The 12,818-nt window shown below is 70.3% G+C and carries 14 protein-coding genes; 9 read left to right on the forward strand and 5 right to left on the reverse strand.

Annotation, left to right across the window (positions count from 1 at the left end):
- Window positions 1-59: 59 nt before the first annotated feature.
- Window positions 60-725, reverse strand: a complete 666-nt coding sequence (gene murU, locus GRB96_RS06005) for an N-acetylmuramate alpha-1-phosphate uridylyltransferase MurU (RefSeq protein ID WP_161431287.1) — start codon at window positions 723-725, stop codon at window positions 60-62.
- Complete coding sequence (locus tag GRB96_RS06010) at window positions 722-1,744, reverse strand: aminoglycoside phosphotransferase family protein (protein ID WP_161431288.1); 1,023 nt, start codon at window positions 1,742-1,744, stop codon at window positions 722-724. The genes murU and GRB96_RS06010 overlap by 4 nt, the downstream gene beginning before the upstream one ends.
- 142 nt (window positions 1,745-1,886) lie before the next feature.
- Between GRB96_RS06010 and GRB96_RS06015 the strand changes: the two genes are divergently transcribed.
- The 8 genes from GRB96_RS06015 (at window position 1,887) to GRB96_RS06050 (ending at window position 9,909) form a co-directional block, all read left to right on the forward strand.
- The gene (locus GRB96_RS06015; RefSeq protein ID WP_161431289.1) at window positions 1,887-4,328 is read left to right on the forward strand and encodes an LPS-assembly protein LptD; all 2,442 of its coding nucleotides are present in this window, start codon (window positions 1,887-1,889) and stop codon (window positions 4,326-4,328) included.
- Between the two features lie 44 nt (window positions 4,329-4,372).
- Window positions 4,373-5,026, forward strand: coding sequence for a SurA N-terminal domain-containing protein (locus GRB96_RS06020; RefSeq protein WP_161431290.1), 654 nt, complete (start codon window positions 4,373-4,375; stop codon window positions 5,024-5,026).
- Complete coding sequence (pdxA, locus tag GRB96_RS06025) at window positions 5,026-6,075, forward strand: 4-hydroxythreonine-4-phosphate dehydrogenase PdxA (RefSeq protein ID WP_161431291.1); 1,050 nt, start codon at window positions 5,026-5,028, stop codon at window positions 6,073-6,075. Before GRB96_RS06020 ends, pdxA begins: the two co-directional genes overlap by 1 nt.
- 186 nt (window positions 6,076-6,261) lie before the next feature.
- Complete coding sequence (rsmA, locus tag GRB96_RS06030) at window positions 6,262-7,080, forward strand: 16S rRNA (adenine(1518)-N(6)/adenine(1519)-N(6))-dimethyltransferase RsmA (protein ID WP_161431292.1); 819 nt, start codon at window positions 6,262-6,264, stop codon at window positions 7,078-7,080.
- Entirely contained in the window at window positions 7,077-7,526 is a 450-nt protein-coding gene (gene apaG, locus GRB96_RS06035) for a Co2+/Mg2+ efflux protein ApaG (protein WP_161431293.1), read from the forward strand. Before rsmA ends, apaG begins: the two co-directional genes overlap by 4 nt.
- Window positions 7,527-7,567: 41 nt before the next feature.
- Window positions 7,568-8,389 (forward strand): symmetrical bis(5'-nucleosyl)-tetraphosphatase, encoded by an 822-nt coding sequence (locus GRB96_RS06040; protein WP_161431294.1) that lies wholly within the window; start codon window positions 7,568-7,570, stop codon window positions 8,387-8,389.
- A 48-nt stretch (window positions 8,390-8,437) separates the two neighbouring features.
- Window positions 8,438-8,758 carry a thiosulfate sulfurtransferase GlpE gene (glpE, locus tag GRB96_RS06045; RefSeq protein WP_161431295.1) on the forward strand — a complete coding sequence of 107 codons (321 nt, stop codon included), beginning with the start codon at window positions 8,438-8,440 and terminating at the stop codon, window positions 8,756-8,758.
- Window positions 8,759-8,766: 8 nt separating this feature from the next.
- Window positions 8,767-9,909, forward strand: a complete 1,143-nt coding sequence (locus tag GRB96_RS06050; RefSeq protein WP_161431296.1) for a tRNA nucleotidyltransferase/poly(A) polymerase-related protein — start codon at window positions 8,767-8,769, stop codon at window positions 9,907-9,909.
- A 9-nt stretch (window positions 9,910-9,918) separates the two neighbouring features.
- Here the strand turns inward: GRB96_RS06050 and folK are convergent, their stop codons facing one another.
- Window positions 9,919-10,437 (reverse strand): 2-amino-4-hydroxy-6-hydroxymethyldihydropteridine diphosphokinase, encoded by a 519-nt coding sequence (folK, locus tag GRB96_RS06055; protein ID WP_161431297.1) that lies wholly within the window; start codon window positions 10,435-10,437, stop codon window positions 9,919-9,921.
- Window positions 10,437-10,802, reverse strand: coding sequence for a dihydroneopterin aldolase (gene folB, locus GRB96_RS06060; protein WP_161431298.1), 366 nt, complete (start codon window positions 10,800-10,802; stop codon window positions 10,437-10,439). The genes folK and folB overlap by 1 nt, the downstream gene beginning before the upstream one ends.
- A gap of 138 nt (window positions 10,803-10,940) precedes the next feature.
- Here folB and plsY point away from each other — a divergent pair, with 138 nt between their 5' ends.
- Window positions 10,941-11,528, forward strand: a complete 588-nt coding sequence (gene plsY / locus GRB96_RS06065) for a glycerol-3-phosphate 1-O-acyltransferase PlsY (RefSeq protein ID WP_420841745.1) — start codon at window positions 10,941-10,943, stop codon at window positions 11,526-11,528.
- 132 nt (window positions 11,529-11,660) lie between these two features.
- Here the strand turns inward: plsY and tsaD are convergent, their stop codons facing one another.
- Window positions 11,661-12,689, reverse strand: coding sequence for a tRNA (adenosine(37)-N6)-threonylcarbamoyltransferase complex transferase subunit TsaD (gene tsaD, locus GRB96_RS06070; protein WP_161431299.1), 1,029 nt, complete (start codon window positions 12,687-12,689; stop codon window positions 11,661-11,663).
- Window positions 12,690-12,818: the final 129 nt, after the last annotated feature.

Here is a 12,818-nt window from a genome sequence, read left to right on the forward strand (position 1 = left end):
CGAAGGCCTGTCCCCGGAACAGCCTCGAGCAATCCTGCCACCCGCTCACAGCCTTCGGTTCAGTCCCGCAGGCGCCGGTCGAGTTCGGCCAGCCTCTCCGGCGTGCCCACGTCCACCCAGCGGCCGCGGTGGTGGTGCCCGGCCACGCGCCCCTCGGCCATGGCGCGACGCAGCAGCGGCGCCAGGGCGAAGGCGCCCGGAGATTCGCCGGCCACCAGCGCCGGGTCGAGCAGGCCGATGCCGGCGTAGGTGAGCCGCGGCTCGCCCTCGGCGCTGACGCGGCCGGTGGCGTCGAGGTGGAAGTCGCCCGCCGGGTGGTGGTCGGGGTTGTCCACCAGCACCAGTCGCGCCAGGTCGCCGCTATCCAGCGCGGGCAGGGTGCTCGGGTCGAGATCGCACCAGACGTCGCCGTTGACCAGCAGGAAGGGGGCGCGACCGAGCAGCCCCAGCGCCCGCTGGATGCCACCCCCGGTCTCCAGCGGCGTCTCCTCGCGGCTCCAGGCGATGCGCACCCCATGGTTGCCGCCGTCACCCAGCGCCTCGATGATCTGCTCGGCACGGTAGCTGACATTGATCACGATCTCGGTGATGCTAGCCTCGCGCAGGCGTTCGAGGTGGTGGACGATCAGCGGCCGGCCAGCCACCGGCAGCAGCGGCTTGGGGCAGTGGTCGGTGAGCGGGCGCATGCGGGTGCCGAGCCCCGCGGCGAGGATCATCGCCTTCATGTGGACGCCTCCAGCCTGGCGGCCAGGGCCGGGCGGAAGGCGTCGACCAGCCAGGCCTTGAAGCCGTCATGCCCCTCCACGCCAGCCAGGCTCTCCTCGAGGTGAGCGAGGAAGTGGGGCAGGCGCTCGAGGTAGCCCGTCTTGTGGTCGCGCAGGGTCAGGCGGCAGAAGATGCCCAGCACCTTGAGCGAGCGCTGGGCGGCCATGGCGTTGGCCTGGGCCAGGAATGTGGCCTCGGTGGTGCTCGAGGGGAGACGGCCGTCGGCCACGGCGCAGCGGCGGAAGGCCTCGACCCAGGCGGCGAACCGCTCGGCGTCGAAGCGGCAGTAGCGACCGCGCAGCAGCGAGATGAGGTCGTAGCTGATGGGGCCTGCCACCGCGTCCTGGAAGTCGATCAGCACCAGCGAATCGTCTCGCACCATCAGGTTCATGGCGTCGAAGTCGCGGTGCACCGTGACCATCGGCTGGGCCAGCGCCTGCGCCACCAGGGCCTGGCGAAGGGCTGCCCAGCCCGGCGGCGTTTCCAGCCCCAGCCATTCGCCCAGGCACCATTCCGGGAAGAGCGCCAGTTCACGCTCGAGCAGGTCGGCATCGAAGCGCGGCAGGTCGTCGGGGCCGGCGCGGTTCTGCAGCTCGTGGAGCAGTGCGATGGCCTGCTCGTGCCAGGCCCGCACCTCCTCCTCATCGCCGAAGCAGCGCTGCAGGGGAGTGTCTCCAAGGTCCTCCAGTTCGATGAACCCCGCCTCCAGGTCGACCGCATGGAGGTGCGGCACCGGCAGCCCAGCGGCCTCCCAGCGGCGGGCGATGGCCACGAAGGGGTGGCTGTCTTCCTGCTCGGGCGGGGCATCCATCAGGATGCGGGTGGTCTCGTCAGGCAGGACCAGGCGGAAGTAGCGGCGGAAGCTGGCGTCGCCGGCGGCCAGGCGCAGGTCGAGGGCGTCGGGCGCCAGGGCATGGCGCTCGGCGGCCCAGCGGGCGAGCCGTTCGCGGCGCGAGGCGTCGAGGGCGGCGTCGGTCATGGAGGAGGCTCCTGGGTCGGGGTGTCCGGTTGACGGTCGTGGGCGCGCGCCGCATGCTGGGCGCTGCGCCGTCACCGCCGGCAGGACAGGCCGACGGCGGCCTGTATAATAGCGTTTCACCTCGCCAAGGACATCGACCAACATGGGCAAGCGACTCTCATGGAAGGCCCTTGCAGGCCTGGTGGCCGCGGGTCTTGGCAGCGGCCCGCTGCTGGCGGCCCCGCCGGAGCCCCTGCCTGCCGAGCAACTCGACTTCCGCCCCTGGGGCAGCGAGAGCCCGGGAGCTTCCCTGTGCCGCGGCGTCTACGTGATGCCCGACTACCGCCTGCCGCCCCCCGAGCCGGGCAAGGTGGCCAGCGAGTCGGCGAGTGCCAGCTACGGCGAGGATGGCGAGACCCTGCTGCGCGGCGAGGTGGTGTTGCGCCGCGACAACGCCCAGCTCGAGACCCCTCAGGTGCGGGTGCCATCAAACCGGGAACGTGCCTTCGCCGAGGGTCCTCTGGCCCTGCGCGACCAGGGGTTGCTGGTGCGCGGCAGCGCCGCTGAACTCTCGCTGGTCAACGACGCCGCCAGTGTCGACGAGGCGCACTACGTCATCCACGACCGCCACCTGCGCGGCGATGCCCAGCGCCTGGCGCGCCTGGAGGACGGCCGCTACCGGCTCTCCTCGGCGAGCTTCACCACCTGCGATCCGGGTGACAACCTGTGGCAACTGGTCGGCGGCGATGTGATGCTCGATCGCGAGAGTGGCTTCGGCACCGCCCGCCATGCCCGGCTGGAGGTCAAGGACGTGCCGGTCTTCTACTGGCCCTGGGTGCGCTTCCCCATCGACGACCGCCGTCATACCGGCTTCCTGTGGCCGGCGGTGGGCTTCTCCACCGACTCGCTGGACTATGCCCAGCCCTTCTACTGGAACATCGCCCCCGACCAGGACGCCACCATCACGCCGCGCTGGATCAGCGATCGCGGCCTGCTGCTGGGCGGCCAGTACCGCTACCTGTTCGCCGAGTCGGCCGGGCAGATCGAGGGCGCCTGGCTCGACAGCGACGATGGCGGTGACAGCGACAACCCCAACGATGCGGCGCGCCGCTTCGAGGGCGAGGAGCGCTGGTACCTCGACTATCGCCACGCCGGTACCCTGAGCCCGCGCAGCCGCTACCAGCTGCGCTACGGGGCGGCCAGCGACGGCCGCTACTTCGACGACTTCGGCAGCGACTTCGCCGAGCAGAACACCTCGTCCATGTCGCGCCTGGCCCAGGTCGACTACCGCGGCGACACCTGGCGCCTCGATGCCCGCGCCCAGGGGTTCCAGAAGCTCGATGACCCGCTGCTGGAGAGGGACAAGCCCTTCTACCGCCTGCCCAGCTTGACTGCGTCGGCGCGCTGGAACCAGCAGAGCGGCTTCTACCAGCAGTGGCAGAGCAACTACAGCTACTTCTGGCGCGACATCGACGAGGCAGCGTTACCGAATACCGAGCGTTTTGATCGTGAATCGGCCACCGGCTCGCGGCTGCATCTTGCGCCGGCCGTGGGCTGGCGCTTCGACGAGAGCTGGGGTCACCTGGAGCCGCGCCTGGAGTGGCTCGGCACTGCCTACGCGCTGGACTATGGCGAGCGCGGCACCGACCGCGATACTTCGTTGACCCGCAGCGTGCCAGTCACCTCCGTGGACGCCGGCCTGGTGTTCGAGCGCGAGCTCGACCTGGGAGGGCGGGGTTACCGCCAGACCCTGGAGCCCCGCGCCAACTACGCCTATGTGCCGGCCCGCGACCAGAGCGATTTCCCCGACTTCGATACCAGCGAGCGCGCCTTCTCCTGGAACCAGTTGTGGTCGCCGCACCGCTTCTCGGGCAGCGACCGGGTGGGGGACCTCAACCGCCTCTCCCTGGGTCTCGAGTCGCGGCTGCTGGATGACGACAGCGGCCGCCAGCGGCTCTCCCTGGGGCTGGGCCAGGCGCTCTACTTCGAGGACCGCAGCATCGATATGGATGGCAACCCCGACGAGTTGCCGACCAACGGCGCGGATTACTATCGCGCCACCCGCGATCGCTCGCCGCTGGTCGCCAACGCCGACTGGCAGCTCACCGAGAGCTGGCGCACCCGCTGGCAGTGGCTGTATGACGACGACCTGGAGCGTACCGAGCGCGCCGGGGTCGAACTGCAGTACCGCTCGCCGAATGGGCACGCGTTGAACCTCGGCTACCGCTGGGAGCTCGAAGGGTTCGATCCCTCGCTGGATCAGTTCGACGACGACTTTCGCAACTATGATCGCGAGGAGTACGACGCCTCCTTCGCCTGGAAGGCCGGCCGGCGCGTCGACCTGATCGGTCGCCTGCTCTACGACAACACCAACGACCGCGCCCTGGAGCAGCTCGCCGGGGTGCAGTGGAACGACTGCTGCTACGGCGTTCAGCTGGTGTGGCGCGAGTGGATCGACGACAACGACACCGGCAACCTGGCCGATGACTTCACCGATCGCGGGGTCTTCCTGCGTTTCGTGTTCAAGGGCCTCGGCGGCGTGGGCCGCGGGGCCGACAGCTACTTCGAGGAGGCCATCCCCGGCTACCGCAGTACCGCCTTCTGAGCCGGATGGCCCGTTAGAGAGGAATGATGAAAGGACAGCACAGCATGCGCAGTCGCCGCACCCCCTTCCTGGCCGCCGGCCTGGCCATGGCCCTGGGCCTCGCCACCGTGCCCGTCACCCAGGCCCAGGAGCCGCCTTCTACCCAGCGCCAGGCGCTGGATCGGATCGTGGCGGTGGTCAACGAGGGGGCGATCATGCAGAGCCAGCTCGAGGATCGCCTCGCCCAGGTGCGCAGCCAGATGGGCGCCCAGCAGCAGGAGCTGCCCCCCGCCGGGACCCTGCGCGAGCAGGTCCTGGAGCAGATGATCCTCGAGGAGATCCAGTGGCAGATGGCGGATGAGGCCGGACTCACGGTGGATGACACCGACCTCAACCGCCAGGTGCGTGGCATCGCCGAGCGCAACGGCATGAGCCTGGAGCAGTTCGCCGATACCCTGGAGGCCGACGGCCTGACGCTGGCCGGCGTGCGCGAGGAGATCCGCCGCGAGCTGACCCTGCGCCAGCTGCAGCAGCGTCGCGTGGGCAGCCGGGTCAATCTCTCCGAGCGGGAGGTGGAACGCTTCATGGAGCAGGAAGGCGTCGGCCGCGAGCAGGCCCAGCAGGCCCTCTTCCAGCGCAAGGCCAACGAGGAGCTCGGCGCCTGGTTGCAGGAGATCCGTTCCCAGGCCTTCGTCGACAACCGCCTCGACGAGCGCTGATGGCGACCCCCGCCGCGCCGGTCCTGGCGCTGACCAGCGGTGAGCCCGCGGGCATCGGGCCCGAACTCGTGCTGATGCTGGCCGCCGAGGGCGTGGCCGGCACCCGCCCGGTGGCGGTGGGTGACCCTGGCCTGCTCGCCGAGCGCGCCGCCGCCCTCGGCCTGGCGGTGGAACTGGTCGAGCTCGCCCCGGGCGAGGCGGTGCCAGCGGCGCGCCCCGGGCGGCTGCCGGTATGGCCGGTAGCACTGCGTGCCCCGGTGCGCCCCGGCGTACTCGAGGTCGCCAATGCCGACTACGTGCTCGAGACCCTGGACGTGGCGATCCACGCCTGTCGTGCGGGCCAGGCCGCGGGCATGGTCACCGCGCCGTTGCACAAGGGCGTGATCCTCGACGCCGGGCATGCGAGGTTCACCGGCCACACCGAGTACCTGCGCGACGCCTGTGGCGTCGAGGAGGTGGTGATGATGCTCGCCACCGACGCCGCCCTGCATGCCGAACGGCCCGGCTGGATGGGGAGCGCCGCCTTGCGGGTGGCCCTGGCGACTACCCATCTGCCGCTGCGCGAGGTGGCCGATGCCATCACCCGTGAGCGCCTGATGCGGGTGCTGCGCATCCTCGATGCCGACCTGATGCGCTGGTTCGGGGTGGCCAGGCCGCGTATCGCGGTGTGCGGGCTCAACCCCCACGCCGGCGAAGGCGGCCACCTCGGCCGCGAGGAGCTCGAGGTGATCGAACCCACCCTCGAGGCGTTGCGGGGCGAGGGGCTGACCCTCGACGGTCCGCTCCCCGCCGATACCCTGTTCACCCCGCGTCACCTGACAGGCGTGGATGCGGTGCTGGCCATGTACCATGACCAGGGCCTGCCGGTGCTCAAGTACGCGGGCTTCGGCCGCGCCGCCAATATCACCCTGGGGTTGCCGCTGGTGCGAACCTCGGTGGATCACGGCACCGCCCTGGACCTGGCCGGCACGGGTCGCGCCGATCCCGGCAGCCTGAGGGTCGCCGTGGCGCTGGCCGCGCAGATGGCCGCCCGCGGCGGTGGCAACTGAACCAGAATCTGGGCCGTTCAAGGGGCGCCGGGGATAGACCGAAGTGGAGGTCCGATTCCAGGGAAGGAATCGGTAGCGTACAGGGAAGTATTCACAGCGCCTCCGCGAAGGGTCTATCGCCGGAACAGCCCCGAATCAGCGGCGATGCGATAGTTAGATTATCCAGCGATAGAAGGACACCCCTGAATGGCATCTCGCCCCCCGGTCCACCGGGCCCGCAAGCGCTTCGGCCAGAACTTCCTGCGTGACCGCGGCATCATCTCCCGCATCGTGCGGGCCATCGGGCCGCGCCCCGGCGAGCGGATCGTGGAGATCGGCCCCGGCCAGGGGGCGCTCACCGAGCCGCTGCTGGAGGCCGCAGGCGGTCGCCTGGAAGTGATCGAGCTCGACCGCGACCTGATTCCCGGGCTGCGCGTGCAGTTCTTCAACTATCCCGACTTCGTGATCCACGAGGGCGATGCGCTCAAGGTCGACTTCCGCGCCCTGCGCGGCGAGGGGGAGCCGCTGCGTGTCGTCGGCAACCTGCCCTACAACATCTCCACCCCGCTGATCGCCCACCTGCTCCAGGCCGGCGATACCGTCGCCGACATGCACTTCATGCTGCAGAAGGAGGTGGTGGAACGCCTGGCCGCCGAGCCGGGCGGCCCCGACTGGGGACGCCTCTCGGTGATGGCCCAGTACCGCTGCCGGGTGGAATCGCTGTTCGTGGTACCGCCGGAGGCCTTCGTGCCGCGGCCCAAGGTGGACTCCGCCATCGTGCGGCTCACCCCCCATGCCGAGCTGCCCCATCCGGCACGCGACGAGGCGCTGCTGGCGGCGATCGTCAAGGAGGCCTTCGGTCAGCGCCGCAAGACCCTGCGCAACAACCTCAAGGGGCGCATCACCGCCGCCGAACTCGAGGCACTCGACATCGACCCCGGCCGGCGCCCCCAGACACTCTCCGTGGCGGAGTTCGTGCGTATCGCCGACCACCTGGCCCAGACGACAGGGGAGGCCCGCCCATGAGCGATCGAGTCGCCAGCGGAGACGCCCCCAAGGATGAATCGCGAGTCGCCAGCGGAGACGCCCCCAAGGATGAATCGCGAGGCGTGAGCGTCGAGGTCCAGCCGGAGTTTCGTGCCGATGAGTCTGCCCCCGGCGAGGGGCGCTACGTGTTCAGCTACACGGTGACCGTGCACAATGCCTCGCGCCACAGTGTCCAGCTGATGGCCCGCCACTGGACCATCACCCAGGGTAGCGGCAAGGTCCAGGACGTGCGCGGCAAGGGGGTGGTGGGGCAGCAGCCGGTGATCGGCCCCGGCCAGCACTTCCGCTACACCAGCCGGGCGATCCTCGATGGACCGGTGGGGGTGATGCAGGGCGACTACACCTGCGTGGATACCGCCACCCAGCGCCCCTTCGAGGTGCCCATCGCACCCTTTCGCCTGGCCTGCCCCAACCAGGTCCACTGAATCCACTGCACTCGAGCCCCAACCGAATACCGGGAGAGCCCATGACCACCTATGCCATCGGCGACCTCCAGGGCTGCCATGCCGAGTTCGTCGAACTGCTCGAGACCCTGGACTTCGACCCGCGGAATGACCGGCTGTGGCTGGCCGGCGACCTGGTCAACCGTGGCCCCGGGTCACTCGACTGCCTGCGAGAGGTCGAGGCGCTTGGCGACGCCGCGCTGACGGTGCTTGGCAACCATGACCTGCACCTGCTGGCGGTGGCGCGGGGCGGCGCTGCGCTCAATCGCAAGGACACCCTGGACGCCATCCTCGCCGCTCCCGATCGCGAACGGCTGCTTGACTGGCTGCAGTCGCGGCCGCTGTTGGTGCGCGAGACGCTGGGCGGCGAGGATACCCTGATGACCCATGCCGGGCTGCTGCCCCAGTGGACGCCGGAGCTGGCCGCGACGCTGGCCGCGGAGGTAGAAGCGGTGTTGCGCGACGAGCGCGGCGGCGCCTTCCTCGAGCGCATGTACGGCAATGCACCGGACCAGTGGCGCGATGACCTCGATGGCATCGACCGTCTGCGCGCCATCGTCAACGTCCTGACCCGCATGCGCTTCATCGACGCCCAGGGGCGGCTGGACTTTGCCGCCAAGGAGGGGCTCGACAGCGCCCCGGCGGGCTTCGAGCCCTGGTTCCGCTATCCCCGCGGCGACGATGTTCGGCTGATCTTCGGCCACTGGGCGGCCTTGCAGGGCGAGACCCCCGGCAGCCGGGTCAACGCCTGTGCGCTGGATACCGGTTGCGTGTGGGGAGGTTCGCTGACGGCCCTGGATCTGGTCAGCGGCGAGCGTACCAGCGTGCCCAGCCGGCGGCGTTGAACACGGCTATCCTTTCCTTCCGATCACTTCCTGACACGAGGCGCCTCCATGAGCTTCCAGCATCTCGATATTGCCACCCTCACGACCTGGCTCGACGAGGGTCGCGACGCCGCGCTGGTGGATATTCGCGACGCCCTGAGCTTCGCCCAGGGACATATTCCCGGCAGCCGGCGGCTCGATAACGACACGGTGGGCGACTTTATCGAGACGACCCCCGTCGAGCGCCCGGTGGTGGTGGTCTGCTACCACGGCCACTCCAGCCAGCAGGCCGCCGCCTGGCTGGCCGGCCAGGGATTCGCGGCCGTCTACAGCCTCGACGGCGGCTTCACCGATTGGCAGCTGCGCCACCCCGAGCGGGTGGAGGCCTGAGCGTGGCGATGACGGACGATCCGGCCGTGCGCGGGCTCTCGGTCTATCGGGTGGGCGGTGCGGTACGTGATGCCCGCCTCGGTTGGCACGTCACCGACACCGACTGGGTGGTGGTAGGGGCCACCCCGGAGGTGCTGCGTCGCCGTGGCTTCCGCCCCGTGGGGCGTGACTTCCCGGTCTTCCTGCACCCCGAGACACACGAGGAGTACGCCCTGGCGCGCACCGAGCGCAAGGCAGGCCACGGCTATACCGGCTTCGTGGTGCACGCCAGCCCCGAGGTGACCCTGGAGGAGGACCTGGCGCGCCGCGACCTGACCATCAACGCCATGGCCGAGACCCCGCAGGGCGAGCTGGTGGACCCCTATGGTGGCCTGGCCGACCTGGAGGCGCGGGTGCTGCGCCATGTGTCGCCGGCCTTCGTCGAGGACCCCCTGCGGGTGCTGCGCACCGCGCGCTTCCTGGCGCGCTACGCGGGGCTCGGCTTCACCATCGCCGAGGCGACCCGGGGGCTGATGCGTGAGCTGGTGGAGAACGGCGAGATCGCCCACCTGGTGGCCGAGCGGGTGTGGGTCGAGACCGAGAAGGCGCTGGCCGAGCCCTGGCCCGAGGTCTACTTCCAGGCGCTCGACGACTGCGGCGCCCTGGCCGTGCTGATGCCGGCGCTGGCCGCCGACCGGGAGGCGCTGGACGAGGCGCTGGGTCGGCTGCATCGGTTGCCCGAGGAGGAGGAGGGCGAGGCGCTGGCCCGCTGGCGCTGGGCGCGGCTGGTGGAGCACCTGGACGAGGCGGCGCGGCGCCAGCTGGCCGAGCGCCTGCGCCAGCCGAAGGCCTACGTCGAGCTGGCCCGGCAGGTAGCACAGACCCGTGCGCTGGTGGCGGACGCCCGCCACGCGCCCCCGGATGGCGAGCGGCTGCTGGCCTGGCTGGACGCCATCGATGCCTGGCGGCGCAACGAACGGGTAGTGCCGCTGATCAGCCTGGTGAGCCTGGATGCGCCGGCGCTGGCCGAGGCGCTGGCCGTGGCCTGGCGGCTTGCCGCCCAGGTGTTGCCGAAGTCATTGGTGGAGGAGGGGTTCAAGGGGCGCGAGCTGGGCGTGGAGCTCACTCGGCGGCGGCGTGAGGTGATCGATGCCGCCCTGCGGCGCGAGTAGGCCGGCTGCTCAGTCGGGACTCGAGATCCGCCGGCCGGCCCAGCTGAAGGCCACCGGCCAGAGCCGCTGGTCGCCCGCCTCGAAGCGGCGCCACAGGGCCGCATAGGTCTCGCCGCTCCCGGGCAGGCGCGCCTCGGGCAGCAGCTCGGCCAGGGGCTGGAGCACGAAGGCGTGGTGGGTGATCTCGCCCCGCGGCAGGCTGACGCCGTCATGCTCGCCGGTGAGCTCGCCCACGGTCAGCAGGTCGACATCCAGGGTGCGGGGGCTGAACTTGGGGCTGCCCTCGCGCCGGCCGTTGGCGAACTCGAGGCGCTTGCACCAGGCTTGCAGTTCACCCACCGAGGCATCGCTCTCGAAGGCCGCCACCAGGTTGTAGAAGTTGCGCCCATCCTCGAAACCCACCGGCTCGCTCTCGAATACCCGCGAGACCCGCAGCCCCTCGAAGGAGGTCGCCAGGGCGTCCAGGCAGACGTGCACGTGGTGCTCGCGCTCGATGTTGCTGCCGATGCTGACCGTGACCAGGGCCATCACACCGCTCCCGGGCGAGTGCCGCGCTCGATACGCACGCCCACCGCGGCCGCGGCCGCCACGGCCCCCGGCTTGCGCACCGTCAGGCGCAACCAGGCGATGCCGAACTCGCCGCGCAGGGCCTCGGCCAGGCGCTCGGCAAAGGTCTCTACCAGGGCAAAGTCATGCGCGGCGGCGAAGGCCTGGGTACGCTCGCTGATCGCCGCATAGTCGAGGGTCCGGGCGATGTCGTCATGCTCCGCTGCGGGGCGGATATCGGTGGCCAGCTCCAGGTCGAGCACCAGGCGCTGGGTGATGGTGCGCTCCCAGTCATAGACCCCGATCACGGTGTCGACGGCGAGGGACTCGATCAGCACTAGATCCATGGCGGGGTTCCGGGCGACTCAATGGCAAAGGGTGGTGGGGATTGTACGCGAGCGACGCAGCACCGAACACCTTGGCCGCTGGGCAGCCCGGGGCGGGGCTGTCAGAATGGCCGGGTTCCCGTTGCAGGAGGGTCGGCCGTGGAGACGCCACTGATCACGCTGCTGCCGCTGGCGTTGCTGGGGTATCTCAGCGGCAGTTGGCTCGGCGCGCTCACCGTCTGCCGGCTGGCCGGCGTGGGCGACCCACGCCTGGCAGGCTCCTTTAATCCGGGGTTTTCCAATGTCCTGCGCCTGCACGGCCGGCGACTTGCCCTGGCGACCCTGCTGGTGGATGCCGCCAAGGGTGTACCGGCCCTGGCGCTGGCGCTCCTGCTGGGGTTGCCGCCCTGGGCCCAGGGGGTGGTTGGCCTGGCCGTGCTGTTGGGCCACAGTTACCCGGTCTGGCACCGATTCCGTGGCGGCAAGGCGGTGGCCAGCGCCTTCGGCGTGATGCTGGTGCTGACTCCGGGGGTGGCGCTGGTGTGTGCCGTGCTATGGGCGCTGCTCGCCTGGCGGGTGCGCACCGCCGCGGTAGCGTCCCTGGCCAGCGCCGCCGCCGCACCCCTGGCCAGCCTGTGGCTGGCGCCGGATTACGTCATCGTGGTGATCGCCTTCACCCTGCTGGTGCTGGTGCGCCACGTGCTCAATATCCAGCGCCTGGGACGCGGTGACGAGCCACCTCTCTAAAGCTGTAAGCGATACGCTTTACGCTGTACGAAAAGCCCTTGTCGCGCGTTTCGGCAGCGAGATTCTGGCTTACGGCTTACGGCTTACGGCTTACGGCTTACGGCTTACGGCTTACGGCTTACGGCTTACGGCTTACGGCTTACGCAGGGTATCCATGGGCCAGCGCGGCACTGCTTTCATAACGCCGGTCTCGTCACGCTCGCCGGCCTGCAGTCGCTGGGCGCCGACATAAGCGATCATGGCGCCGTTATCGGTGCAGAAGCGCCCCCGGGGGTAGTAGGCCCGGGCGTTACGTTTCGCGCACTCGCGCTCCAGCCGCTCGCGCAGTCGGGTATTGGCGCTGACGCCGCCGGCCACCACCAGGCGCTTGAGGCCGGTCTGGTCCAGGGCGCGGCGGCACTTGATCACCAGAGTGTCGACCACCGCTTCCTCGAAGGCGCGGGCCACGTCGGCACGGGCCTGGTCGTCGAGTTTGCCCGCCTCCTCGAGCTGGCGGATGGCGGTGAGGGTGTGGGTCTTGAGCCCCGAGAAGCTGAAGTCGAGCCCGGGGCGGTCGGTCATCGGTCGCGGGAAGCGCAGGCGTGCGGGGTCGCCGTGCTCGGCCAGGCGCGCTATCTGGGGGCCACCGGGGTAGTCCAGGCCCAGCATCTTGGCCGCCTTGTCGAAGGCCTCGCCAGCGGCGTCGTCAACCGATTCGCCGAGCAGGGTGTAGCGCCCGAGGCCGCGCACCTCGACCAGTTGGGTATGGCCGCCGGAGACCAGCAGGGCCACGAAGGGGAAGGCGGGACGGTCCTCCTCCAGCATGGGCGCCAGCAGGTGGCCCTCCATATGGTGGACGCCGAGTACCGGGATACCCAGCGCCCGGGCCATGCCGTGGGCAGTGGCGGCGCCCACCATCAGCGCCCCCACCAGGCCGGGGCCGGCGGTGTAGGCGATGGCGTCGAGGTCCGCACGGACCAGGCCCGCCTCGTCCAGCACCTGCTGGATCAGCGGCAGCAGGCGGCGGGTGTGATCGCGGGAGGCCAGCTCCGGCACCACGCCGCCGTATTCGGCGTGCATGGCGACCTGGCTGTAGAGGGCGTCGGCCAGCAGGCCGCGCTCGGTGTCGAAGAGGGCGACGCCGGTCTCGTCGCAGGAGGTCTCGATGCCCAGTACGCGCATGGTGTCGGCTCGGTGTCTCGGAAATGGCCGCCATTCTACGTGGAAAGGACGCGGAAAGCATTTGCATAGGCCGGGCGTGAGGTCTAGACTACTGTGCGCTGCAAGACTGGGTCGTGCACCCAGGTGGCG

The sequence above is a fragment of the Halomonas alimentaria genome, from assembly GCF_009902005.1.
Taxonomy (GTDB): Bacteria; Pseudomonadota; Gammaproteobacteria; order Pseudomonadales; family Halomonadaceae; genus Halomonas; species Halomonas alimentaria.

Coding starts and splice junctions, on each gene's coding strand:
- murU (WP_161431287.1), bottom strand. CDS start 725: ATGAAGGCGATGATCCTCGCCGCGGGGCTCGGCACCCGCATGCGCCCG.
- GRB96_RS06010 (WP_161431288.1), bottom strand. CDS start 1,744: ATGACCGACGCCGCCCTCGACGCCTCGCGCCGCGAACGGCTCGCCCGC.
- GRB96_RS06015 (WP_161431289.1), top strand. CDS start 1,887: ATGGGCAAGCGACTCTCATGGAAGGCCCTTGCAGGCCTGGTGGCCGCG.
- GRB96_RS06020 (WP_161431290.1), top strand. CDS start 4,373: ATGCGCAGTCGCCGCACCCCCTTCCTGGCCGCCGGCCTGGCCATGGCC.
- pdxA (WP_161431291.1), top strand. CDS start 5,026: ATGGCGACCCCCGCCGCGCCGGTCCTGGCGCTGACCAGCGGTGAGCCC.
- rsmA (WP_161431292.1), top strand. CDS start 6,262: ATGGCATCTCGCCCCCCGGTCCACCGGGCCCGCAAGCGCTTCGGCCAG.
- apaG (WP_161431293.1), top strand. CDS start 7,077: ATGAGCGATCGAGTCGCCAGCGGAGACGCCCCCAAGGATGAATCGCGA.
- GRB96_RS06040 (WP_161431294.1), top strand. CDS start 7,568: ATGACCACCTATGCCATCGGCGACCTCCAGGGCTGCCATGCCGAGTTC.
- glpE (WP_161431295.1), top strand. CDS start 8,438: ATGAGCTTCCAGCATCTCGATATTGCCACCCTCACGACCTGGCTCGAC.
- GRB96_RS06050 (WP_161431296.1), top strand. CDS start 8,767: ATGACGGACGATCCGGCCGTGCGCGGGCTCTCGGTCTATCGGGTGGGC.
- folK (WP_161431297.1), bottom strand. CDS start 10,437: ATGGCCCTGGTCACGGTCAGCATCGGCAGCAACATCGAGCGCGAGCAC.
- folB (WP_161431298.1), bottom strand. CDS start 10,802: ATGGATCTAGTGCTGATCGAGTCCCTCGCCGTCGACACCGTGATCGGG.
- tsaD (WP_161431299.1), bottom strand. CDS start 12,689: ATGCGCGTACTGGGCATCGAGACCTCCTGCGACGAGACCGGCGTCGCC.